Here is a 22,643-nt window from a genome sequence, read left to right on the forward strand (position 1 = left end):
GCAGGTCCCCTTCGCGGGCAAGCCCGCACACAAGTTCTCGGTTCTACACAGATTATGCGTACGACTCGAACACTGTGGGAGCGGGCTTGCCCGCGAAAAGGCCGGCCCAGACGCAGCGGCACCCCGCCACTGCGCCCATCGCCGCCATTCAGGCAGCTTTGCGGAACACGAATACCAACCCGACGATGATCAGCGCCATGCCCAGCATACTCAGGGCCGCCAGGCGGTTACCGAAGATCAGGTAGTCCATCACCGCCGTCACCGCCGGGACCAGGTAGAACAGGCTGGTGACATTGACCAGGTTGCCCCGGGCAATCAGGCGGTACAGCAGCAAGGTCGCCAGCACCGAGACCACCAGGCCCATCCACAGCACCGGGACGACGAAGCCAACACCGGTTTCAAAGTGGAACGGCTGGAACGGTACGAAGAGCCCGCACAACAGCAGCCCGGCCAGGTACTGCACCGGCAGCGTGCCCAGGGGATTGTCGGTGATGCGTTTCTGCATGATCGAGCCGAACGTCATGCTCGCCAGCGCCAGCAGGCCGAAGAGCATGCCGGCCAGGGACATGCCCGCCAGGCCGATGCCCTGGTAAACCACCAGGATCAGCCCCGCCAACCCGAGCCCGAGGCCGAACATCCGGCTCCAGGAACGCCGCCGCTCCATCAGTACCGCGGTGAGAATCGGCTGCACGCCCATGATCGTCGCCATGACTCCGGGGGTGACCTTCAGGTCCAGGGCCAGCAGGTAGAAGATCTGGTAGGCGCCCAGCAACACCATGCCCGTCGCGGCGGCATACAGCATCGGCTTGCCGCCCCGGGGCAGCTTGAACTTGAGCAACGGGATCAACAGCAACAGCCCCAGCAGGGCAATGGAAAAACGCAACAACAGAAAGGCGAACGGCGAGGCATGGGCCAGGCCCCACTTGGAGAAGATCGCCCCGCTGCTCCAGAGCAGCACAAACAGACTCGTCGAAGCCGCCGCGGTCGCGGATTGTCTTGAAATGACCAACATGGATACCACCTGTGATTCAGGCAAACGCCAACTCAGCTGGAAAGCTGAAGATTCAGTAGGTTTTTTTCAGGCAGGCAGGGGGCGACAGCAACGGTTGCTGATCAGACCCGGATGCCAACGCCCGGCGGTGATACGACTACGTACACCGGCGTGCCACTGACAGGTGGAGGGTAATGACTGATCTGCACAGGCTGCTGGTTCCCGCACGGCACTACGCCAGCGTTGACCGCTGAATCGACTACCGCGTTGATGGGGGAAGCTGGCATGCGCAGGTCTTCTTTGAAGGGGCGAAACGGTGAATCAGGTGATGCACCGAGCGCTGACTATAACCAGCGCTCGACACAGATTGCAACAGGTCAGCCGAACAACCAGTAACCCAGCAAGGTCAGCACCAGCACCGCCAGCACCGGACGCAGGACGCGGTAGGCCTTGGGATGCTTGCGTTTCCACTGCTTGACCACGCCACTGAAGCGATCACTGAAATTCTTGCTCCAGGCGTAGGCCTGGTTGATGCCGCCGACGCGCTCGTCATCGAGGTTCTGCGGCGCGGTGGCGCGCCCCAGCAGGCCGCTGACCCAGCGATTGATCGAGGTCATCAGGCGGTTGCTCAACGGCCGCTCGATATCGCAGAACAGGATCACCCGGGTCTGCTCGGTTTCGTTCTTGACCCAGTGCACATAGGTCTCGTCGAACATCACATCCTGACCGTCGCGCCAGGCGTAGACCTGGCCGTCGACGAAAATCCGGCAATCGTCGGAGTTCGGTGTCGACAATCCCAGGTGATAACGCAACGAGCCGGCGAACGGATCGCGGTGCGGGTTCAGGTGACTACCACCGGGCAACAGGGCGAACATCGCGCCCTTGACGTTGGGGATGCTGCTGACCAGCGCGACGGTTTTCGGGCAGAGCAGCTCGGCCGACGGCAGCGGCTTGTCGTACCACTTGAGGTAGAAACGCTTCCAGCCCTTCTTGAAGAACGAACCGAAACCGGCGTCGTTGTTCTTCTCGGCGGCGCGGATATAACCCTCGTCGAACAGGTGCATGGCCTCTTCGCGAATCACTTCCCAGTTGTCCTTGAGCACATCCAGCTCGGGGAACTTGCTGCGGTCCAGGTACGGCTTGGACGGCACCGCGGAAAACAGGTACATCAGGGCGTTGTACGGAGCGAACAGCGCGGAATGGTTGACGAACTGGCGCAGCACCGGCAAACGCGCCTTGCCGCGCAGATGCACGTAGAGCGTACTGCCGAGGAACAGCAGCAACACTGCGGCCTTGGCGGCAAAGGAAAAGGTCATTCAGCACTCCTTGAAAATGGGCAACGTCCGGGCAAGGCAGTATTCGCCCGACGTGGCAGCCGGCCATGATAAACATTACCGGCCTCGGGAAAAACCCATCGGCCCGCACATTCAACATGAGCGGTCGCGCAACACAGCATTTATGTAGCACGTCCCGCCTGAACCGGGACTGATGCAGATCAGTCCCGCCGGCGTCACCCGTGCCGGTTTACTGCTGGATCTCCTGGTCGGTGAACAGGTCACTGAAGAGCATGCTCGACAGGTAGCGCTCGCCGGAGTCCGGCAGCACCACGACAATGGTCTTGCCCTGCATTTCCGGGGTTTCCGCCAGACGCACGGCCACGGCCATCGCGGCACCACAGGAAATGCCGCAGAGGATTCCCTCTTCCTGCATCAGTCGCAGGGCCATGGCTTTGGATTCGTCATCGGTGACCAGTTCCACCCGGTCCACCAACGACAGGTCGAGGTTCTTCGGCACGAAACCGGCGCCGATGCCCTGGATCTTGTGCGGCGACGGCTTGACCTCCTGTCCGGCCAGGGTCTGGGTAATCACCGGCGACGACACCGGCTCCACCGCCACCGAAAGAATCGGCTTGCCCTGGGTCAGCTTGATATAGCGCGAAACACCGCTGATGGTACCGCCGGTACCCACGCCCGCCACCAGCACATCGACCGCGCCATCGGTGTCGTTCCAGATTTCCGGACCAGTGGTTTTCTCGTGGATCGCCGGGTTGGCCGGGTTGTCGAACTGCGCCGGCATGAAATATCGCGCCGGATCGCCGTTGACGATCTCGGTGGCTTTCTCGATCGCGCCTTTCATGCCCTTGGCCGGCTCGGTCAGCACCAGCTCGGCGCCGAGGGCCTTGAGCACCTTGCGACGCTCGACGCTCATGGATGACGGCATGGTCAGCAGCAGCTTGTAACCGCGGGCGGCAGCGACAAAGGCCAGGCCGATCCCGGTATTGCCGGAGGTCGGCTCGACGATGGTCATGCCTGGCTTGAGCCGGCCGCTGCTTTCGGCGTCCCAGATCATGTTCGCGCCGATCCGGCACTTCACCGAATACCCCGGGTTGCGCCCTTCGATCTTGGCCAGGATGGTCACACCACGCGGGGCGATGCGGTTGATCTGAACCAGGGGCGTATTACCGATGGAATGGGCGTTGTCGGCAAAAATACGGCTCATGACGGGGTCCTTTGGGCAGCGGTTGAGTTGGCTTCAAGGGTATGCCCCGGGGTGTCGGGCGTCCAGTCATGGCGAACGTATAGCGCCGCCGGGGGTCCATCGCCTATAGACAGCCTTCGGGGCACGCCGATGAAACGTCGTTACAGCTGGCCGTTGTGGGGCCTGGCAGGCTTGGTCCTGCTGCTGGTGCTGCTGGACCTGACCCTGCCCTACCTGGTGCGCCACTACCTGAATGAAAAACTCGCGGACATGGGCGATTACCGCGGCCAGGTGACGGATGTCGACCTGGCCTTGTGGCGCGGCGCCTACCGAATCAACGGGCTGCAGATCGTCAAGGTCAGCGGCAAGGTGCCCGTACCCTTCGTCAAGGCGCCATTGATCGATCTGTCGGTGAGCTGGAAATCCCTCTGGGACAATCACGCCGTGGTGGCCGAGGTACAGTTCGTCGAGCCGGAGCTGAACTTCGTCGATGGCGGCGCGAATAACCGCCAGGCCTCCCAGACCGGCCGGGGCACCGACTGGCGGGCACAGTTGGGCAAGCTGCTACCCATCACCCTCAACGAGGTGCGGATCGACGATGGACGCATCACCTTCCGCAACTTCAACTCGCAGCCCGCGGTCAACCTGCAGGCCACCCAGGTCAATGCCAGCCTCTACAACCTGACCAATGTCGTCGACCTCGAAGGCCGGCGCGATGCCCGTTTCGAAGGCAAGGCCCTGCTGTTCGGCCAGGCAGCCCTGCAGACCAGCGCCACTTTCGATCCCCTGAGCAACTTCGAGGACTTCGAGTTCCGCCTGCGGACGACGGGCATCGAGTTGCGGCGGGTCAACGATTTCGCCTCGGCCTACGGCAAGTTCGATTTCAATGGCGGCAGCGGTGACGTGGTGATCGAGGCCCAGGCGCGCAAGGGCCAGCTCACCGGCTATATCAAGCCGCTGCTGCACGATGTCGAGGTGTTCGACTGGCAACAGGACGTCGAGAACCAGAACAAGAGCATCCTGCGCTCGGTGTGGGAGGCCCTTGTCGGAGCCGGTGAAACCGTGCTGAAGAACCAGCAGAAAAACCAGTTCGCCACCCGGGTGGAACTCAGCGGCAGCGTTCACCAGCAAGATATCAGCGCGTTCCAGGCGTTTTTGCAGATATTGCGCAACGGTTTCGTCCAGGCCTTCAATGCACGCTATGAACAGCCCAAGCCTTCCAGCGATCCATAGACCTGACCGGGTCAGGATGTGACGCTCCATTCAGAGACTGAATAAGCCGTCTGCGTTCACACTCGACCGGGCTGCGCGTTATAGTCGGGCATGGGATTTTCCCGCCGCCCTGTCTGCCAGGCCGGCGTTACCGTTCGAGGAATGACAGATGAAGTTCGAAGGCACCCAGGCCTACGTCGCCACCGATGATCTGAAGCTGGCCGTCAACGCCGCAATTACCCTGGAGCGTCCGCTGCTGGTCAAGGGCGAACCCGGCACCGGCAAGACCATGCTCGCCGAGCAACTGGCCGAGTCCTTCGGCGCCAAGCTGATCACCTGGCACATCAAGTCCACCACCAAGGCACATCAGGGCCTGTACGAGTACGACGCGGTCAGCCGCCTGCGCGACTCGCAACTGGGCGTGGACAAGGTCCACGACGTGCGCAACTACCTGAAGAAGGGCAAGCTCTGGGAAGCCTTCGAGTCCGATGAGCGGGTGATCCTGCTGATCGACGAAATCGACAAGGCCGACATCGAGTTCCCCAACGACCTGCTGCAAGAACTCGACAAGATGGAGTTCTACGTCTACGAGATCGATGAAACCATCAAGGCCAGGAAGCGCCCGATCATCATCATTACGTCCAACAATGAAAAAGAGCTGCCGGACGCCTTCCTGCGCCGCTGCTTCTTCCATTACATCGCGTTCCCCGATCGCAATACGCTACAGAAGATCGTCGATGTGCATTACCCGGACATCAAGAAAGACCTGGTCAGCGAAGCCCTCGATGTGTTCTTCGACGTGCGCAAGGTGCCGGGCCTGAAAAAGAAGCCTTCGACCTCGGAACTGGTGGACTGGCTGAAACTGCTGATGGCCGACAATATCGGCGAAGCGGTCCTGCGCGAGCGCGATCCGACCAAGGCCATCCCGCCACTGGCCGGCGCCCTGGTGAAGAACGAGCAGGACGTGCAGTTGCTCGAACGCCTGGCCTTCATGAGCCGTCGCGGCACCCGCTAGGCGCTGTCCGAAAGCGGCCTGCGCGTCGATCGTGCTGCGTTGAAAACAGGCTCGGAATGCTCATTTAGCGGGCTAGACTCCGCTTCCTCGCCTGTTTTTGCCTTGCCTGATCGTCGCTCGGCGAGCTTTCAAACAGACCCTCCTGTTTATCCGAGGCGATTGCCATGCTGCTCAACCTGTTCAATGAAATGCGCGCGGCCAAGGTCCCGGTGTCGGTGCGCGAGCTGCTCGATCTGATCAACGCGCTGAAACAGCGCGTGACCTTCGCCGACATGGACGAGTTCTACTATCTGGCCCGGGCGATCCTGGTCAAGGACGAACGTCATTTCGACAAGTTCGACCGGGCGTTCGGCGCCTATTTCAACGGCCTGGAAAAACTCGACGATCATCTTCAGGCGCTGATTCCCGAAGACTGGCTGCGCAAGGAGTTCGAACGTTCGCTGAGCGATGAAGAACGCGCACAGATCCAGTCCCTCGGCGGCCTCGACAAGTTGATCGAGGAATTCAAGAAACGCCTGGAAGAACAGAAGGAACGTCATGCCGGCGGCAACAAGTGGATCGGCACCGGCGGCACCAGTCCGTTCGGCTCCGGCGGCTTCAACCCGGAAGGCATCCGCGTCGGCGATGCCGGCAAGCGCCAGGGCAAGGCGGTCAAGGTCTGGGACCAGCGCGAGTACAAGAACCTCGACGACCAGGTCGAACTGGGCACGCGCAATATCAAGGTGGCCCTGCGCCGCCTGCGCAAGTTCGCCCGCCAGGGCGCGGCGGAAGAGCTGGATATCGATGGCACCATCGACCACACCGCCCGCGACGCCGGCCTGTTGAATATCCAGATGCGACCGGAGCGGCGCAACACCATCAAGTTGTTGCTGCTGTTCGATATCGGCGGCTCGATGGATGCCCACGTGAAGATCTGCGAAGAGCTGTTCTCAGCCTGCAAGACCGAGTTCAAGCACCTGGAGTACTTCTACTTCCACAACTTCGTTTATGAGTCGGTGTGGAAGAACAACCTGCGCCGGGGTTCGGAGCGCACCTCGACCCAGGACCTGCTGCACAAGTACGGCGCCGACTACAAGGTGATCTTCGTCGGTGACGCGGCCATGGCCCCGTATGAAATCACCCAGGCCGGCGGCAGCGTCGAGCACTGGAACGAAGAAGCGGGCTATGTATGGATGCAGCGGTTCATGGAGAAGTACAAGAAGCTTATCTGGATCAACCCGTATCCGAAGGACACCTGGGGTTATACGGCGTCGACCAATATCGTCCGGGACCTGATCGAGGACCAGATGTACCCGCTGACCCTGCGCGGGCTGGAAGAAGGGATGCGGTTTCTTTCCAAATGATGGGGGCCTTCGCGGGCAAGCCCGCCCCCACGGTTATTGATCGTTCCCACGCGGAGCATGGGAACGATCAGCGTCCTTTGGGGCCTACGCAAACCTGCGCATGAACTCGATCTGCTGCCGATGGGCGCTTTCCTGCACCGTCGGCGCCAGTCTTACCTGTGTCCCCGGCAGGCATTGCGCCAACCGCGCCAACGACAGCGGCGTCAACGCGCCCAGGCGTGGATAACCGCCGATGGTCTGCCGATCATTGAGCAGGACGATTGGCTGTCCGTCCGGCGGCACCTGGATCGCCCCCAGGGGGATGCCCTCGGAAATCATCGGCTCGCCCTGGTACTTCAACTCCGGCCCCAGCAGCCGAATGCCCATGCGATCGGCACGGCTGTCGAGGGTCCAGGCGCTGTTGAACGCATCGAACAGACTTTGCCCGCTGAACTCGCCAATCTGCGCGCCCAGTACCACCTGCAACGGTGCCCTGGCGTGGAAGTCGGGAATCTGCGCCGTCGACAGTACTCGCGGTGCCACCGCCGCGCCCGGATAACTCAGGCTGCCGCCCTTCTGCAAGGGCCGGCCCAGTCCGTCAAGGCCACCCAGTTCCTCGCGCACCACGCAGGCGCTGCTGCCCAGCACCCTGGGCGCATCGAAACCACCCGGGGCCGCCAGATAGGCACGGGCACCGAGCAAGGGCTGGGTGAACTGCAACCGTTGTCCCTTGTTCAGGACAAAGCTGCGCCAGGGCGCCAGGGCCTGGCCATCCACTTGCGCGCCCAGGTCGGCGCCGGCCAGGGCCAGGCAGCAGGTTTCCAGAGCCAGCAGCGTGACGCCGCCGAGGGTGACTTCCACTACCGGCGCATCCACCGGGTTGCCCAGCAGGCGATTGGCCCAGGACATCGATACCCAGTCCAGCGCACCGCCCTGGGTGACCCCGAGATGGCGCACGCCGAACCGTCCGCGGTCCTGCAGCAGGCACAGCGGCGTGCTGGCCTCGATCAACAGATGGCTCATGCCAGGGCCTCCAGCGGCGTGTCGTCGCCACCCAACTTGATGAACTCGGCGTGGTCGACCGCGGCAAACCGCACTGTATCGCCCGGCTGCATCAGGCTGTAGCCGTCGCGCTCGCGGTCGAACAGTTTGCTCGGGGTGCGCCCGATCAGGTTCCAGCCACCCGGTGACACCACCGGGTAGGCGGCGGTCTGCCGCTCGGCGATACCGACGCTGCCCGCCGCGACTTTCTTGCGCGGCGTATTCAGCCGTGGTGCCGCCAACGGCTCCTCCACCAGCCCCATGAAAGCGAAGCCGGGGGCAAAACCCAGGGCAAACACCTGGTACTCCCGCTCGCTGTGGCGGCGGATCACCTCAGCGGTCGACCAGCCGGTCCGTTCGGCCAGCAGGCTCAATTCCGGGCCGACACTCAGGTCGTACCACACCGGCAGCACATGGCATTGGCCGGCAGTCCGGGCATTCGGCGTCAGATCGTCCAAGACCTCGGCGATCAGTTCCCGGGCCTGGCCCGGACTCAGGGTCATCAGGTCGTAATGCACCATCAAGGTCGTGTAGGACGGCACCAGGTCGACCAGGTGTCCGGCAAAACCGTTACGCAGGCGCTGGCTGGCGGCGAGCATCCATGGCATGTTTTCTTCGGCGATCGCGTCGAACAGCCGCACCATCAGGCAGTCGATCGCCACCACTTCAATCCGTGGCTTCATGGGTTCGACTGCCGGTCCAGGGCCTCGCGAATGCGCTGCACGGCCTCCACCGAACTGGCATTGTCGCCATGCACGCAAAGAGTATTGGCCCGCAGGCGCAAGGCGCTGCCGTCGCTGGCGACCAGATCGTCGCCACGGGCGATGGTCAGGGCCTGTTCGACGATGCGCTCCGGCTCGTGGTGCACCGCCCCTGGCAACTGCCGGGAAACCAGGCGTCCGGCGCTGTCATAGGCGCGGTCGGCGAAGGCTTCGAACCACAGGGTCACGCCGTACTGGTCACCCAGTGCCTGGGCCACGCTGTTGTCACGCATCGCCAGCAGCATCAGCGGCAACTCGCGGTCATAGGCGGCAATCGCCTGGATCACCGAACGCAATTGCTCAGGGTTGGCCATCATGTCGTTGTACATCGCCCCATGGGGTTTGACATAGCTGACCCGCGCGCCCTGGGCCCGGCAGATACCGTCCAGCGCGCCAATCTGGTAATGCAGCAGGTCCTGGATTTCCTGGGGCGTACAGGCCATGGAGCGGCGACCGAAGCCGACCAGGTCGGGATACGCCGGATGGGCGCCGATCCGCACATCATTGGCCAGGGCCAGGGTGACGGTCTTGCGCATGATGCTCGGGTCCCCGGCGTGATAACCGCAGGCGACGTTGGCGCAATCGATGAACGGCATGACTTGCGCATCCAGACCCATGGTCCAGTTGCCATAGCTTTCACCGATATCGCAATTCAATAACAAGCGGCTCACGGTCGTTGCTCCTGTGGGCTTTTAACTTTTCTTGACGTGGGGCTTTTCACAGAGACCCACAGATTACTGCGCTTCGAGTTGCTTGCCACGGGTTTCCGGGAGGCTCAGGGCCGCGAGGATCACCACGCCATAGGACACGGCGGCAAAGGCACCGATGCCCACGCTCAACGGCACCGTCTGGCTGAGCAGGCCGATCAGCAGCGGGAACAGCGCGGCCAGCGCGCGGCCGATGTTGTAGCAGAAGCCCTGGCCCGAGCCACGGATCCGGGTCGGAAACAGTTCGGTAAGGAACGAACCCATGCCGCTGAAGATCCCCGAGGCGAAGAAACCCAGCGGGAACCCCAGCCACAACATCACCTCGTTGCTGACCTGCAACTGGGTATAGAGCAGGACGATGGTGAAGGAGCCGACGGCAAACAGGATGAAGTTCTTCTTGCGGCCCAGCAGGTCGGTCAGATAGGCACTGATCACATAGCCGACATAGGAGCCGATGATCACCATCGCCAGATAACCGCCCGTGCCCAGCACGCTCAAGCCGCGCTCGTTCTTCAGGAAGGTCGGCAGCCAGGAGGTGATGGCGTAGTAACCGCCCAGGGCGCCGGTGGTCAGCAATGACGCACGGATAGTGGTGCTGAGCATCCCCGGGGCGAAAATTTCGTAGAACCGCGCCGGGTTGCTCGGCGCTTCCCTGGCCTTGGCCTGACGATAGATTTCCGGGTCCTTGACCAGCCGGCGGACGAAGATCACGAAGATCGCCGGCACGATGCCCAGCAGGAACAGCGCCCGCCAGGCGTCTTCCGGCGGTAGCCAGGAAAACAGCAGGGCATACAGGATCGCCGTCAGGCCCCAGCCCAGGGCCCAACCGGATTGCACCATGCCCACCGCCTTGCCGCGATCCTGGGCGCGGATCACTTCGCCCATCAGCACCGCGCCGGCCGTCCACTCGCCGCCGAAGCCGAAACCCATGAGGGTCCGCGCCACCAGCAGTTGGTTGTAGTTCTGCGCAAAGCCGCAGAGAAAGGTGAAAAAGGCGAACCAGAGTACCGTCAACTGCAGGGTGCGCACGCGCCCGATACGGTCGGAGAGGATCCCGGCGATCCAGCCACCCAGGGCCGAGGCGATCAGGGTACTGGTGGAAATCAGCCCGGCCTGGCCGGTGCTGATGCCCCACAGGGCGATCAGCGTCGGGATGACAAAACTGAGCATCTGGGTGTCCATGCCGTCGAGGCCATAGCCGATCTTGCAACTCCAGAACGTCCGACGTTCCTGCTGATTGATATGGCGATACCAGGCGAACGGACCGGGTGGTCCCTCGGGCTTGGCAACATCCAGCGAGTCGGGCGTACTCATGGGGGAAATTCTCCACAGCAAACTTATTGGTATTGTTCTGGCGGCCGGCGACGCTTATCGTGATTCACCGGTCGAGGGTCATTTTTGGTTGCACCCGCCCTCTGCGTCCAACTAAAAAAAGCCGTCCCCAGGCATAAGAAAAAGTTGATTGCATGAATCTCAAGTTTCTCGAAACCTTCGTCTGGGTCGCCCGGCTCAAGAGCTTTCGCCTGACCGCGGACAAGCTGTTCACCACTCAGGCGTCCATCTCCAGCCGGATCGCGGTGCTCGAAAGCGAGCTCGGGGTCAAGCTGTTCCTGCGTGACTCGCGAGGTGTCAGCCTGACCCCCGAAGGGCTCAAGGTGCTCGATTATGCCGAGCAGATGATCGACACCATGCAGGCCCTCAAGCACTCCATCGAGATCAGTTCGACCAAGGTCGGGCGCATGCGCATCGGGGTCATGGACTCGGTGATCCACACCTGGCTCAGTCCCCTGGTGGCGGAAATGATGGACCGTTTTCCCCTGGTGGAAATCGAGCTGGTGGCCGATACGGCGCTGAACCTCTGCGATCAGCTGCAAAAAGGTTTTCTCGACCTGGTCCTGCAAACCGATCTGTTGCGCCAGGAATCCATCCGCAGCCTGGAGCTGGCCAGCTACCCCATGGGCTGGGTGGTAGCCAGCAACTCGATCTACAACCGCGAGTACACGAGCCTGGCGGAAATCGCCCGGGAACGCATCGTGACCTTCTCCAAGAACTCCCGGCCGCACCAGGAAATCCTCGGCCTGATGCAGACCCACGGAGTCCCGGCGCCGCGCCTGAACTGCGTGAACTCGGTGTCGGCGATTACCCGGCTGATTCGTGACGGCTTCGGTATCGGCGCTTTCCCGCCGGCGCTGGTCAGCGAGGAACTGGCACGGGGCGAATTGACCTTGCTGGCGCTGGAAGTGCGCCCGCCGAACCTGGAAGTGGTGGTGTCCTGGCGGGTCGGCGTGGAGTTGGTGGAGGAGATTGTCGCGCTGTGCCAGAAGGTCCTGCACAGCTACGCCGGCAAGGTCGGGGAACAGTACGTGGTGCTGAGCAAGGCCTAGCCCCCCACAGGACTGATCGTCCCCACGCTCTGCGTGGGAATGCCGCCCGTGACGCTCCGCGTCACCCGCAGAGCGGACGCGGAGCGTCCAACGAGGCGTTCCCACGCTGGAGCGTGGGAACGATCAATTCATTGTGGGAGCGGTTACCAGCCCCGCTCCCGCCGCGCCAGGCGCTCACGCTGGCGCTTGCCGCCGAGCACGACCCAATCCACCAGCCGGAAGAAACCTTCGATGACGAAGGAGAACAGCAGCGCCGCGCCCATGGCCCAGCCGATCGCTTCGGGCGACAGCAGCACCTGATAGGTGTAGCCCTGCAGGGTTTCCTGGCGGATCGCCGGGTCCGCCGCATACGCCACCTGCAACGCGCGCTTGTACCAGGGCCCCTGCATCGCCTGGAACTGGTCATCGAGCAGGCGCTGGCGATTGAGCAAGGTGCCGAGGCTGTCGGCATCGCTGCGGAATACCGGGTCGTCACTGGCGCGATAGTGCGCCACCAACGCCTGCAGATCGCCCTTGAAGAATTGCTCGGCGGTCTTCTGGAAGCCCTGCAGACCGGTCTGCGCCTCGATCAGATGCGCCTCGACCCGCTTGGCGTAGTCGTTGATGAAGCCCGGCACCTGGACGCCGATCAACAGCCCCAGGGTAAACAGTATCAGCCGCAGGTAACTCAACCACATAACGGACGTCCTTATTCAGTCTGGCCCTGGCTGACGCATTCACCGCGCCGCCACAGGCTCCATTGGCCCGGTTCGTAGCGGGTCCAGGTCTCGTTTTCGGTCAGGGGTTCGGTGGCGATCACCGTGACCACGTCGTTGGGGGTAGTCTCGGCCTGGAAGTCGACGATCACATCGACATCCTTCAGCCGTGCCGGACCAAAGGGCGCACGGCGGGTAATCTGCGCCAGCTTGGTCGAGCAATAGCAGAACAGCCAGTCGCCGTCGCTGAGCAGGCAGTTGAACACCCCCTTGCCGCGATACTCGGCACAGGCCTGGACCAGAGACGGCAACAACGCCTCCACCTCGACCGGCTCGGGGAACGCCTGGCGTACGCGATTGAGCAGGTCGCAGAAAGCCGCCTCGCTGTCGGTATCGCCGACCGGGCGATAAAAACTGCTCGGCGGCTGGAAGTCCGCCAACTGGCCGTTATGCGCGAAACACCAGTTGCGTCCCCACAGCTCGCGGACAAAGGGATGGGTGTTGGACAGGCAGACCTTGCCGACATTGGCCTGGCGGATATGCCCGATCACCACTTCGCTCTTGATCGGGTAACGCTGCACCAATTGCGCGACTTCCGATTCACAGCTCGCGGCCGGGTCCTGGAACAGGCGCAGCCCGCGACCTTCGTAGAACCCGATACCCCAGCCGTCGCGATGGGGACCGGTACGTCCACCACGCTGCATCAGCCCGGTAAAGCTGAAAACGATATCGGTCGGCACATTGGCGCTCATGCCCAACAATTCACACATGCTCGGACTCTCGCTTCAATGCAGGAACACGCTTACAAACGCGGCTCGACCCGTGGGCGACCGGCGCCAGCAGGAGGCGGCGGACGACGCGGGCGTTCCTGGCGATCCGGGGCGGCAAAAGGCTGGTCATCCGCCTCGACTTCAGCGCGAGCCGCGGCGGCAGCTGCCGACTGCAGCTTACGGGCCTTGCCGGCACGCTCGATCGGCCAACGGATCAGCACAAAGACCACATACACACCGAGGGCGATGATCAGATACATGAACAGGTCGGAGACCGCGCGCCAGGCGTTGTTGCCGACCTTGAACAACAGGTCGAGGGCGGTAATCGCGACGGCCGGGGCAAAGCGTTCCTTCACCGGGTCGAGAATGGTCGGGCTGAACAGCAGCACCGCCCCCACCACGCGCAGCGGTTCGCGCAACCAGCGCCAGGTCCAGCGGGTCAGGCGAAACCACACCAACAGGCAGCCCAAGGCGGCAAAGGCGTAGCAACCCCAGGCGATCAGATAGTCGTTCTCGGTCATGGTGTCCATGGCATGGCTGGCAATGAGGGGCTTATGATAACGGCTTTTCGCCGGTCCGGCTGCACCGCCGTCAGCGAACCTCAAGACAGAGAGTTGCCCATGTCCCGCAAAGCCACCGTCAGCAGTGCCCCGATTGCCCACAAAGGCCCAGGCCCGGATCCCTATGCCTGGTTGCAGGAACGTGACAGCGCGGCGGTACTCGACTACCTCAAGGCCGAAAACAGCTACCAGGAAGCACAACTGGCCGACCAGGCCGAGCTGCGTGAAAGCCTGTTCGAAGAGATCAAGGGGCGGATTCTCGAGACCGACCTGTCCCTGCCCTCGCCCTGGGGCCCGTTCCTCTACTACACCCGCACCACCGCCGGTGACGAGTACGCCCGCCACTATCGCTGCCCGCGCCCGACCGATGACAGCCTGACGGTCGATGAGAACGCCGAGGAGCTGCTGCTCGATCCCAATGTGCTGGCCAATGGCGGCTTCTTTTCCCTTGGTACCTTCAGCATCAGCCCGGACCACCAGCGCCTGGCCTACAGCCTCGACACCACCGGCGAAGAGGTCTACCAGCTGTACGTCAAGGAATTGGCCAGCGGCCAACTGATCGAACTGCCCTTCGAGGATTGCGACGGCAGCATGACCTGGGCCAACGACAGCCGCACGCTGTTCTTCGGCGAACTGGACGACACCCACCGCCCGCACAAGCTGTATCGCCATACTCTCGGCGAAGCGGCTGCCGAAGCCGTGCTGCACGAGCCCGACGGGCGATTTTTCCTGCATTGCTATCGCAGCAGCTCCGAACGGCAACTGGTGGTGCTGCTCAACAGCAAGACCACCAGCGAAGCCTGGGTGCTCGACGCCGATACCCCGGACCAGGCCTTCACCTGCCTGGCGGCACGGGTCGAAGGCCATGAGTATTTCGTCGACCACGGCCGGTACGAGGATCAGTGGCGCTGGTTTATCCGCAGCAACCAGGACGGCATCAACTTCGCCCTGTTCCAGGCCGCGGACGACGGCGTGCCCCGGCGCGAAGACTGGCAGCGGCTGATTGCGCACAATGACCAGGTGATGCTCGAAGGCCTGACCCTGAACGCCCGTGCCCTGTGCCTGAGCCTGCGCGAAGGTGGCCTGCCGATCATCGAAGTGCACCCCGAGGGGTTGCCGGTCTATCGCGTGCAACTGCCGGATGCCGCCTACAGCCTCTACGTGCAGGACAGCCTGGAGTTCCACAGCGAGCGAATCCGCCTGCGCTACGAAGCCCTCAACCGCCCGGCCCAGGTCCGTCAGCTAAACCTCGCCGACGGTGAGCAGAAAGTCCTCAAGGAAACCCCGGTGCTCGGCCCGTTCGATGCCGACGCCTACGTCAGCCAGCGCCTGTGGGCGACCGCGCCGGACGGTACACAGGTGCCGATCAGCCTGGTGGTCAAGCGCGAACTGCAGGGCCAGGCCACCCCGCTCTACCTCTATGGTTATGGCGCCTATGGCGAAAGCCTCGACCCCTGGTTCTCCCATGCCCGCCTGAGCCTGCTGGAGCGCGGGGTGGCCTTTGCCATCGCCCATGTGCGTGGCGGCGGCGAGCTGGGCGAAGTCTGGTATCGCGCCGGCAAGCAGGAACACAAGCAAAACACTTTCAGTGACTTTATCGCCTGCGCCGAACACCTGATCGCCAACGGCCTGACCACCTCGAAGCAATTGGCAATCAGTGGCGGCAGCGCCGGTGGCCTGCTGATCGGCGCGGTGCTCAACCAGCGTCCGGAGCTGTTCCAGGCGGCGATTGCCGAAGTGCCGTTCGTCGATGTGTTGAACACCATGCTCGACCCCGACCTGCCGTTGACCGTCACCGAGTACGACGAGTGGGGCAACCCGCAGGAGCCCGAGGTGTACGCGCGGATCAAGGCCTATGCGCCTTACGAGAACGTCAGCGCCCAGGCCTATCCGGCGACACTGGTGATTGCCGGCTACAACGACAGTCGCGTGCAATACTGGGAAGCGGCCAAGTGGGTGGCAAAATTGCGGGCCACCCGCACCGATGAACATCTACTCTTGCTCAAGACCGAACTGGGCGCCGGCCATGGCGGCATGAGCGGGCGCTACCAGGGATTACGTGACGTAGCCCTCGAATATGGCTTTGTCTTCAAGGTTCTCGGCATTGCCTGAGGAACTCTGCCCGGCGGCCTTGTCTTAACTCTGGGCCAACGGGTCTCGAAACCCGCAAAGAACAGGCAAACAAGAACAGATCGTGAACCATGCCAGAACCGACCTTACTGAATAACGAAATTCGCGACATGCTGATGGACTGCGGTCTGTTCAACCAGCTGCTGCCGGCCGACTGCCAGGCGGCGGCCGGCTATTTCAGCATCAGCACCATTGGCAAGGGCGAGGCGATCTTCCACGAGGGCGATGCCGGCACTTTCATGTGCATCATCCATTACGGCAGCGTCAATGTGCAGAAGAACAACGACGCCGGCCAGCCGGTGGTGATCGCCACCTTGCGCGCCGGCCGGGCCTTCGGCGAAATGGCGGTGCTCGATGGTGAGCGGCGCTCGGCCAGTTGCGTCGCCGCCACCGACTGCCAACTGTTGAACCTGGGCAAGGACTCCCTGGAAAAGATGCTCAACGACGCCCCGAAAATCGCCGCCAAGATCATTCGCGCCATCGCCATCGCGCTGTCGAAACGCCTGCGCATGGCCGACGGACAGTTGCTCTCGCAACAGATCTAGCTGGAGATCGGCTTGGCCTTGTCGTTCTGCTCCAGGCCCGGCAGCGTCTGGTCCTTGGGCGGTGACGGCAGCTCGATGCTGGGCAAGGGTTCGCCGGGCTTGGGCGGCGTACGCGGCGTGACCTGAGGATACGGCGTTGGAGTCGCCGTGCCGGGGGAGCCCGGGGTCGGTGTCACCGGTACCGGCGACAACTCTTCGGCCTGTACCGCGGTAAACGTCAACGCGGACAGCACAATGCCCGTTAGAATGGTGCCCTTGATCATAAAATAATGCTCTTGATCATCAAATAATGCCTTTCAATAGAATCGCGTCTTTCATCAAATAACCGCGCAGCCACATCGATCAGTCTGCTATCAGGCTACTCGCAACGCGACCATTTTGCCCCCCTAATGAGATTTCCATGAAACGTTTCGTTCTGCTCGACACCACACCGATTCCCGAAAACGGCGGTGCCCTGTGCCTGTTCGAGTATGGCGAGGACTTCGTGATCAAGATCCAGGGCGGCGACGGCGGGCAATTGATGAACACCCGCATGCACGGTTCCGAAGATGCCCTGGCCGAGATTCCCTGCCGCAAGGTCGCCGGCCGGCCGCAGTCGCGGGTGCTGATCGGTGGCCTGGGCATGGGCTTTACCCTGGCCTCGGCGCTCAAGCACCTGGGCAAGACCGCCGAAGTGGTGGTCGCCGAACTGGTACCGGGCGTGGTCGAGTGGAACCGCGGCCCGCTCGGTGAAAAGGCCGGGCGCCCGCTGGACGATTCACGCACGGTGATCCGCATGGAAGACGTGGCCAAGGTGCTGCAGGCCGAGCCCAATGGCTTCGATGCGATCATGCTCGATGTCGACAACGGCCCCGAAGGCCTGACCCAGAAGGCCAACAGCTGGCTCTACTCGGCCGGCGGCCTGAGCGCCTGTGCCAAGGCCCTGCGGCCCAAGGGCGTGCTGGCGGTGTGGTCGGCCAGTGCCGACAGCCATTTCTCCGACAAGCTGCGCAAGGCCGGCTTCAAGGCCGAGGAAGTCCAGGTCTATGCCCACGGCAACAAGGGCACGCGTCATACCATCTGGATCGCCGAGAAGCTCAAGAACTGAGCTAAACTTTGCCGCATAACCGTCATTAACCTATTCGACAAGGTGAACCCATGAGTTCGGCCAACCCACCCTCCCATACCGCCAAGCTGGATCGCATCCTGGCCGATGCGAAACGCGATAAAGAGATGGGCTATCGTGACAAGGCGCTGAAGATGTACCCCCACGTCTGCGGTCGCTGCGCCCGTGAATTTTCCGGCAAGCGCCTGAGCGAACTGACCGTGCACCATCGCGACCACAACCATGACAACAACCCGCAGGACGGTTCCAACTGGGAACTGCTCTGCCTGTTCTGCCATGACAACGAGCACTCGCGCTACACCGACCAGCAGTACTTCGGCGACAGCTCGCTGAGCAGCCCGAAGATCGCCAAGGCCACCCACAACCCGTTCGCGGCGCTGGCCGGGCTGATGAAGAAAGACGAGTAGAACGGCTGCACCTAGACCGTAAAGCGCTGGACCAGCACGCTGAGATCACAGCCCAGGCGCGACAGCTCGAGGCTTGCCGTTGCCGTACGAGCGGTCGATTGCGCCGACTCGTCGGCGATATCGCGCACGCGGGCGAGGTTACCGCTGATCTGTTCGCACGCACGGGTTTGCTGATCGGCGGCCGTGGCAATCTGTGAGTTCATCGACTGGATCAGCGACACCGACTGACGGATCTCACTGAGCACGCCACCGGCCTCGCGCGCCAGGGCCACACTGGACAGGCTCATCTCCTGGCTCTGGCGCATGATCGCCGTGGCCTGCTCGGTGCCGCCATGCAAGGCCGCGATCAGCCCCTCGATCTCCTCGGTGGAGCGCTGTGTACGCTGGGCCAAGGCTCGTACCTCATCGGCCACCACCGCAAAACCCCGTCCCGCCTCGCCGGCACGCGCCGCTTCGATGGCCGCGTTGAGCGCCAGCAGATTGGTCTGCTCCGCCACCTCGCGAATCACCCCGAAAACCCCGCCGATGCGTTCACCGTCCTCGCGCAAACGCGCCATGGCCAGGGCGGAGCGATCGACGTTGAGCACCAGGGCTTCAAAGTGCTCGATCGCCAGGGTCACCACACGATTGCCCTCGACACTGCGTTGCTCGGCCGCCTGCGCCGCTTGCGAAGCATGCTGGGCATTACGCGCGACATGCTGGGCGCTGTCGACCATCTCGCTCATGGCACCGGCCACCTCTTCGGTCTGCTGGCGCTGTTGCGAAACACCCGCGCTGCTGTGCGCCGTGACCGTCGACAAGCCTTCCGCGGCCTGGGTCAGTTGCCGCGTACCGTCGCCGATGCTGCCGATCAACTGCCGCAGGTGCCCGGCCATTTCCCGCGTGGCCGCCATCATTTGTCCCAGTTCGTCGCGGCGGTGGCTTTCCAGGTTGCCAGTCAGGTCGCCCGCGGCGATCTGTCGGGCGAGGGCCAGGGTACGTTTGAGCGGTGGCACGATCTGCCGCGTCATGCCCCAGGCCGACAACAAGCCCAGCAACAGCGCGAGAAAACCGGCCGCCAGCAACTCACCCCGGGCCATCCGCACATCGTCACCGCGCCCCAGCAGTTGCCGTTGATAGACCGCCGCGCTCAGTTGCTGCAGATCGCCGGCCTGCGCCAGCATCGCCTGCTTGGCCTGCTGGCTGTTGAGCACGCTGTCGCGAAAATCCACGACCCGGTCCTGGTAGGTCACCGCCGCCCGCAATGCTTCCAGCAATGGCGTTTGCAAGGCATCCCCCGGTAGCTGTCCGTACAGGTCGTTGCCCTGCACGCGAATCCGGTCGGCTATCTGCGAAACACGCACCTGCGCCTCGGGTTGCGGGTCGGCGATATACAGGCGCACCTGATCGCGCAGTTGCGCCATCAGCCATTGCAGTTCGACCACCGACTGCGCCTGGTCGATGGTCACCGCCGGGTCGCTGCGCATCTGTTGAAACAACTGGGTACGCAAACGCGTCAGTTGCTCGGCGATGTTCTCCATCACCGGCACCATGGCGGCTTCCGCGGCCCGGGCCTGACGCCGGGCCGCGACGAACTGGGCGAAACTCTGCTGATAAGTCCGTGCCACCTCGCGGATACGCGCCAGGGTTGCCTGGGCGTCGGTTTCCAGGCTCATTTGCAGCTTGTCGACCCCGGCATACAGCGCCTGCATCTGCCCGGCATAGGCGTCGACCGCCGAGCCCTGCCCGGTGCGATCGAATTCGTTTTCCTGCAAGCGCACGGCCGCGATCTGGGTGTCCAACGAGACGCTGTCCACCAACGCCTCGCTGCGCATCGTCAGTTGCCCGATGCTGTACAGGGCGATGGCGGTGACCAGCGCGGTGAGCAGCAAGACGATGCCAAATCCCAGCGTCAGCTTGCGACGCACCGAAGCCCCCATCAACCAGTCGGCGACGCCATGCATAACGAACTCTCCTGTGAGGCCGGCAGCCGGCCGAGGCAATGAGCAAAACACCTTGAGGCACTTTGATATCGCTGGCATTCTAAATCGATCGCTCTAAAACACAAGATCAAGATTTTTTCAATCCGCTGTAATTTAAAGCCCTTCGGCGTCTCAACAGGGCGAAGTGCCATTACGCACGCTTTCTTCCTTGCTTCCGTCACGAGAGCGCCTTCGATGAAGCTGAACCAACTGATTCAAAGCCTGCTGGGCTCCCGCCAACCGGCACAGGTTTCGCGCCCGGAGCAGGAACTGCTGTCCAGCCTGCTGGTGATGGCCTGGGTGGTGGAGGCACGCGACCCCTACACCGGCGGGCATCTGTGGCGGGTGGCGCAGTTCTGCGAACTGCTGGCGCAGAAGGCCGGTTTCACGACGGAGGAAGTGGCGCGGATTGCCCTCGGCGGTTTTGTCCATGACCTGGGCAAGATCGGCATTCCCGACGCGGTGCTGCGCAAGGCCGGGCCCTTGAGCGACGAAGAGTACGCGGTGATCAAGACCCACCCCGACATCGGCTACCGGCTGCTGCATGCCCATCCGCTGGCGGCGCTGGTCGAGGACGCCGTGCGCCTGCACCACGAAATGCCCGACGGCCGGGGTTATCCACTGGGACTCAAGGCCGGGGAGATTCCCCACCTGGCGAGCATTGTCGGCATCTGCGACGCCTTCGATGCCATGACCAGCACCCGCCCCTACCGTGCGGGCATGCCCCAGGCACAGGCGCTGCAGATCATCGGCAAGAACCTGGGGAGCCAGTTCGACGAACACTTTGGCGCGCTGTTTATCCAACTGGGGGAGTCAGGGGCGCTGAGCCCGATCATCGGTCATACCGACCAGGGCATTCCCCTGCGCCATTGCGGCATGTGCGGGCCGACCGTGGTGCTCAGGCGCACCCACCGCGCGGGCGATCATGTGTTCTGCGGCAATTGCGGCGCCGACTACCTGCTGCAACAGAAAGAACCGGGAAGCACGCTGGAGCTGCAAGCCACCGGCGGCGGTGGCAACGCACAGGACCTCAGCCCCCAGGCCGATATCGAGTTGATCGAGCGGCTGGTCCGGCAGCAATTCGTCCAGGTTCTGTAGCCATGCGTGCCCGCCGTCGGGACGCCCTATTTCAATAAGGCGAAGAGCGGGCGCACCAACCCCTCCAGCAGTTCCCGCTCGGGCCTGGAGCGGGCCAGCACCCGCAGCCCCATCAACACGCCCAGGCACAGGCGCGCCAGATCGTCCGCCGACTGCGCGGCATTGATGCTGCCCTGGGCCTGGCCGGCACGGATACAGCGCAGGAAAAAGTCCTCCATCCCTTCCTGGACCCTGGCCAACAGCGCCTTGAACTCCGGATCGTGGGGCGCCACCTCCAGGGCCGCGTTGACGATAAAACAGCCCTTGTGCTCAGGGTCGCCCAAGGACCGCTCGATGATCTCGTCGAAGAACGCCAGCACCGCTTCGCGGGGTGGCAGTTGCCGCTCCAGGCGCGCGGAACGCTCGCAGAAGCCGTTCTGGATGTAATGATCGAGCGCCAGGCCGAACAGCGCGCGCTTGTCACCGAAGGCGTTGTACAGGCTGGCTCCGGTGATCCCCATGGCCTGCGCCAGGTCCCGTACCGAGGTCGCCTCGTAGCCGCGGGACCAGAAGCAGCGGATCGCCGCCTCCAATGCCCCGGTCTCGTCAAATTCTCTTGGTCGCGCCATAACTCACACATTGATTCAAATTGAAGTCGAACGGCGATTGTCACATAACCGGGTTCTGATCTATTTTATAACACTCGATCTAAAACATCAGCCAGGACCTTTTCCATGATCCGCTTCTTTTTCCACCCCACGCCCAATCCCGCCAAAGTCTCGCTGTTTCTTGAAGAAACGGCACTGCCCTACGAAGTGATTCCCGTCGATACCAGCAAGGGCGAACAACACAGCCCGCAGTTCCTGGCGATCAACCCCAACGGCAAGGTACCGGCCATCGTCGATACCGAAGGCCCGGGCGGCCGTGAAGTGCGGGTGTTCGACTCCAACGCGATCCTGCTGTACCTGAGTGAAAAGACCGGGCTGCTCGGCGGCGAACCCGCTGATCGCGGTGAACTGCTGTCGTGGCTGATGTTCCTCGGCACCGGCCTCGGGCCGTTTTCCGGCCAGGCGGTGCACTTCCAGCATTCGGCCCCGGAAAGCCTGCCCTATGCCATCAATCGCTATCGCCGCGAAGCCGAGCGGCACTACCGGGTGCTTGACCGGCATCTGGCCGGGCGCACTTACATCGTCGGGGACAGCTACTCGATTGCCGATATCTCGGCCTGGGGCTGGATCGACCGGGCGGCGCGAGTGCTCAAAGGCGAAGAGTCGCCGCTGGCCGCCTACCCTCACCTGTCGGTCTGGTTCCAGCGTATCGACGCCCGTCCGGCCGTGGCCCGCGCCCGCCAGGTGGGCAAGAGCCATGCCTTCAAGCAGGTCAATGACGAACAAACCCGACGGGCGCTGTTCCCTTCGAACTATCCCGACACCACGGCCTGACGGAGATGCCGGTATAATCGCGTCTTTTTCCTGGAAGGCA

Annotated in this window: 23 protein-coding genes and 1 pseudogene; 10 read left to right on the forward strand and 14 right to left on the reverse strand. The window is 62.9% G+C overall.

What is annotated here, in order from left to right; translation table 11 throughout:
- Positions 1 to 148: 148 nt before the first annotated feature.
- From HX851_RS37110 to cysK, 3 genes are all read right to left on the reverse strand, one after another.
- A complete protein-coding gene (locus tag HX851_RS37110) occupies positions 149 to 1,012 on the reverse strand; it encodes a DMT family transporter (protein WP_177060205.1) in 864 nt (287 codons plus the stop codon).
- 356 nt (positions 1,013 to 1,368) lie between these two features.
- A complete protein-coding gene (locus HX851_RS37115) occupies positions 1,369 to 2,307 on the reverse strand; it encodes an aspartyl/asparaginyl beta-hydroxylase domain-containing protein (protein ID WP_177060203.1) in 939 nt (312 codons plus the stop codon).
- A 208-nt stretch (positions 2,308 to 2,515) separates the two neighbouring features.
- Positions 2,516 to 3,490 carry a cysteine synthase A gene (cysK, locus tag HX851_RS37120; RefSeq protein ID WP_177060201.1) on the reverse strand — a complete coding sequence of 325 codons (975 nt, stop codon included), beginning with the start codon at positions 3,488 to 3,490 and terminating at the stop codon, positions 2,516 to 2,518.
- A 129-nt stretch (positions 3,491 to 3,619) separates the two neighbouring features.
- On the opposite strand from cysK, the gene HX851_RS37125 reads away from it, so the two are divergent.
- From HX851_RS37125 to HX851_RS37135, 3 genes are all read left to right on the forward strand, one after another.
- Positions 3,620 to 4,702 carry a DUF748 domain-containing protein gene (locus HX851_RS37125; RefSeq protein ID WP_177060199.1) on the forward strand — a complete coding sequence of 361 codons (1,083 nt, stop codon included), beginning with the start codon at positions 3,620 to 3,622 and terminating at the stop codon, positions 4,700 to 4,702.
- A 148-nt stretch (positions 4,703 to 4,850) separates the two neighbouring features.
- On the forward strand, positions 4,851 to 5,696 hold the full coding sequence (locus HX851_RS37130; RefSeq protein ID WP_017124541.1) for an AAA family ATPase: 846 nt from the start codon (positions 4,851 to 4,853) through the stop codon (positions 5,694 to 5,696).
- 164 nt (positions 5,697 to 5,860) lie between these two features.
- Positions 5,861 to 7,039, forward strand: a complete 1,179-nt coding sequence (locus tag HX851_RS37135) for a vWA domain-containing protein (RefSeq protein WP_177060197.1) — start codon at positions 5,861 to 5,863, stop codon at positions 7,037 to 7,039.
- Between the two features lie 84 nt (positions 7,040 to 7,123).
- On the opposite strand, the gene HX851_RS37140 is transcribed toward HX851_RS37135, so the two are convergent.
- From HX851_RS37140 to HX851_RS37155, 4 genes are all read right to left on the reverse strand, one after another.
- Complete coding sequence (locus HX851_RS37140) at positions 7,124 to 8,041, reverse strand: 5-oxoprolinase subunit C family protein (protein ID WP_177064755.1); 918 nt, start codon at positions 8,039 to 8,041, stop codon at positions 7,124 to 7,126.
- The gene (pxpB, locus tag HX851_RS37145; protein WP_177064753.1) at positions 8,038 to 8,742 is read right to left on the reverse strand and encodes a 5-oxoprolinase subunit PxpB; all 705 of its coding nucleotides are present in this window, start codon (positions 8,740 to 8,742) and stop codon (positions 8,038 to 8,040) included. Before pxpB ends, HX851_RS37140 begins: the two co-directional genes overlap by 4 nt.
- Positions 8,739 to 9,491 carry a 5-oxoprolinase subunit PxpA gene (locus HX851_RS37150; protein WP_177060182.1) on the reverse strand — a complete coding sequence of 251 codons (753 nt, stop codon included), beginning with the start codon at positions 9,489 to 9,491 and terminating at the stop codon, positions 8,739 to 8,741. Before HX851_RS37150 ends, pxpB begins: the two co-directional genes overlap by 4 nt.
- Before the next feature lie 63 nt (positions 9,492 to 9,554).
- Positions 9,555 to 10,841: an MFS transporter gene (locus tag HX851_RS37155; RefSeq protein WP_177060180.1), complete on the reverse strand. Its 1,287-nt coding sequence runs from the start codon at positions 10,839 to 10,841 to the stop codon at positions 9,555 to 9,557.
- Between the two features lie 152 nt (positions 10,842 to 10,993).
- On the opposite strand from HX851_RS37155, the gene HX851_RS37160 reads away from it, so the two are divergent.
- Positions 10,994 to 11,911, forward strand: a complete 918-nt coding sequence (locus HX851_RS37160; RefSeq protein ID WP_177060178.1) for a LysR family transcriptional regulator — start codon at positions 10,994 to 10,996, stop codon at positions 11,909 to 11,911.
- A 143-nt stretch (positions 11,912 to 12,054) separates the two neighbouring features.
- Here HX851_RS37160 and HX851_RS37165 read toward each other — a convergent pair whose 3' ends face one another.
- The 3 genes from HX851_RS37165 to HX851_RS37175 are packed head-to-tail and all read right to left on the reverse strand — an operon-like array spanning position 12,055 to position 13,906.
- Complete coding sequence (locus HX851_RS37165; protein WP_017124548.1) at positions 12,055 to 12,588, reverse strand: DUF2937 family protein; 534 nt, start codon at positions 12,586 to 12,588, stop codon at positions 12,055 to 12,057.
- 11 nt (positions 12,589 to 12,599) lie between these two features.
- Positions 12,600 to 13,376: a class II glutamine amidotransferase gene (locus HX851_RS37170; protein WP_177060176.1), complete on the reverse strand. Its 777-nt coding sequence runs from the start codon at positions 13,374 to 13,376 to the stop codon at positions 12,600 to 12,602.
- Positions 13,377 to 13,408: 32 nt separating this feature from the next.
- Positions 13,409 to 13,906, reverse strand: a complete 498-nt coding sequence (locus HX851_RS37175) for an MFS transporter (protein WP_177064746.1) — start codon at positions 13,904 to 13,906, stop codon at positions 13,409 to 13,411.
- Positions 13,907 to 13,996: 90 nt separating this feature from the next.
- On the opposite strand from HX851_RS37175, the gene HX851_RS37180 reads away from it, so the two are divergent.
- Together HX851_RS37180 and HX851_RS37185 are read left to right on the forward strand one after the other, a co-directional pair.
- A complete protein-coding gene (locus HX851_RS37180; RefSeq protein WP_177060173.1) occupies positions 13,997 to 16,048 on the forward strand; it encodes a S9 family peptidase in 2,052 nt (683 codons plus the stop codon).
- 89 nt (positions 16,049 to 16,137) lie between these two features.
- Positions 16,138 to 16,611, forward strand: coding sequence for a cyclic nucleotide-binding domain-containing protein (locus HX851_RS37185; protein ID WP_177064744.1), 474 nt, complete (start codon positions 16,138 to 16,140; stop codon positions 16,609 to 16,611).
- Here the strand turns inward: HX851_RS37185 and HX851_RS37190 are convergent.
- Positions 16,608 to 16,871, reverse strand: a complete 264-nt coding sequence (locus tag HX851_RS37190) for a hypothetical protein (RefSeq protein ID WP_177060495.1) — start codon at positions 16,869 to 16,871, stop codon at positions 16,608 to 16,610. The genes HX851_RS37185 and HX851_RS37190 overlap by 4 nt on opposite strands.
- Positions 16,872 to 17,011: 140 nt before the next feature.
- Between HX851_RS37190 and HX851_RS37195 the strand changes: the two genes are divergently transcribed.
- Positions 17,012 to 17,698: a spermidine synthase gene (locus HX851_RS37195; protein ID WP_177064742.1), complete on the forward strand. Its 687-nt coding sequence runs from the start codon at positions 17,012 to 17,014 to the stop codon at positions 17,696 to 17,698.
- A 50-nt stretch (positions 17,699 to 17,748) separates the two neighbouring features.
- Positions 17,749 to 18,123, forward strand: a complete 375-nt coding sequence (locus HX851_RS37200; protein ID WP_017124556.1) for a YajD family HNH nuclease — start codon at positions 17,749 to 17,751, stop codon at positions 18,121 to 18,123.
- Between the two features lie 11 nt (positions 18,124 to 18,134).
- On the opposite strand, the gene HX851_RS45395 is transcribed toward HX851_RS37200, so the two are convergent.
- Both HX851_RS45395 and HX851_RS45400 read right to left on the reverse strand, forming a co-directional pair.
- Complete coding sequence (locus tag HX851_RS45395) at positions 18,135 to 19,016, reverse strand: methyl-accepting chemotaxis protein (RefSeq protein WP_439899215.1); 882 nt, start codon at positions 19,014 to 19,016, stop codon at positions 18,135 to 18,137.
- Positions 18,990 to 20,144: pseudogene (locus HX851_RS45400) on the reverse strand (methyl-accepting chemotaxis protein); the annotation flags it as partial. The gene HX851_RS45395 and the pseudogene HX851_RS45400, both read right to left, overlap by 27 nt.
- Before the next feature lie 135 nt (positions 20,145 to 20,279).
- Here HX851_RS45400 and HX851_RS37210 point away from each other — a divergent pair.
- On the forward strand, positions 20,280 to 21,182 hold the full coding sequence (locus HX851_RS37210; RefSeq protein ID WP_177060167.1) for an HD-GYP domain-containing protein: 903 nt from the start codon (positions 20,280 to 20,282) through the stop codon (positions 21,180 to 21,182).
- A 26-nt stretch (positions 21,183 to 21,208) separates the two neighbouring features.
- On the opposite strand, the gene HX851_RS37215 is transcribed toward HX851_RS37210, so the two are convergent.
- Positions 21,209 to 21,790, reverse strand: a complete 582-nt coding sequence (locus HX851_RS37215) for a TetR/AcrR family transcriptional regulator (RefSeq protein WP_177060165.1) — start codon at positions 21,788 to 21,790, stop codon at positions 21,209 to 21,211.
- A gap of 105 nt (positions 21,791 to 21,895) precedes the next feature.
- Between HX851_RS37215 and HX851_RS37220 the strand changes: the two genes are divergently transcribed.
- Complete coding sequence (locus HX851_RS37220; RefSeq protein ID WP_177060163.1) at positions 21,896 to 22,603, forward strand: glutathione S-transferase family protein; 708 nt, start codon at positions 21,896 to 21,898, stop codon at positions 22,601 to 22,603.
- Positions 22,604 to 22,643 lie beyond the last annotated feature (40 nt).

It is taken from the genome of Pseudomonas gingeri (genome assembly GCF_013385635.1).
Taxonomy (GTDB): domain Bacteria; phylum Pseudomonadota; class Gammaproteobacteria; order Pseudomonadales; family Pseudomonadaceae; genus Aquipseudomonas; species Aquipseudomonas gingeri_A.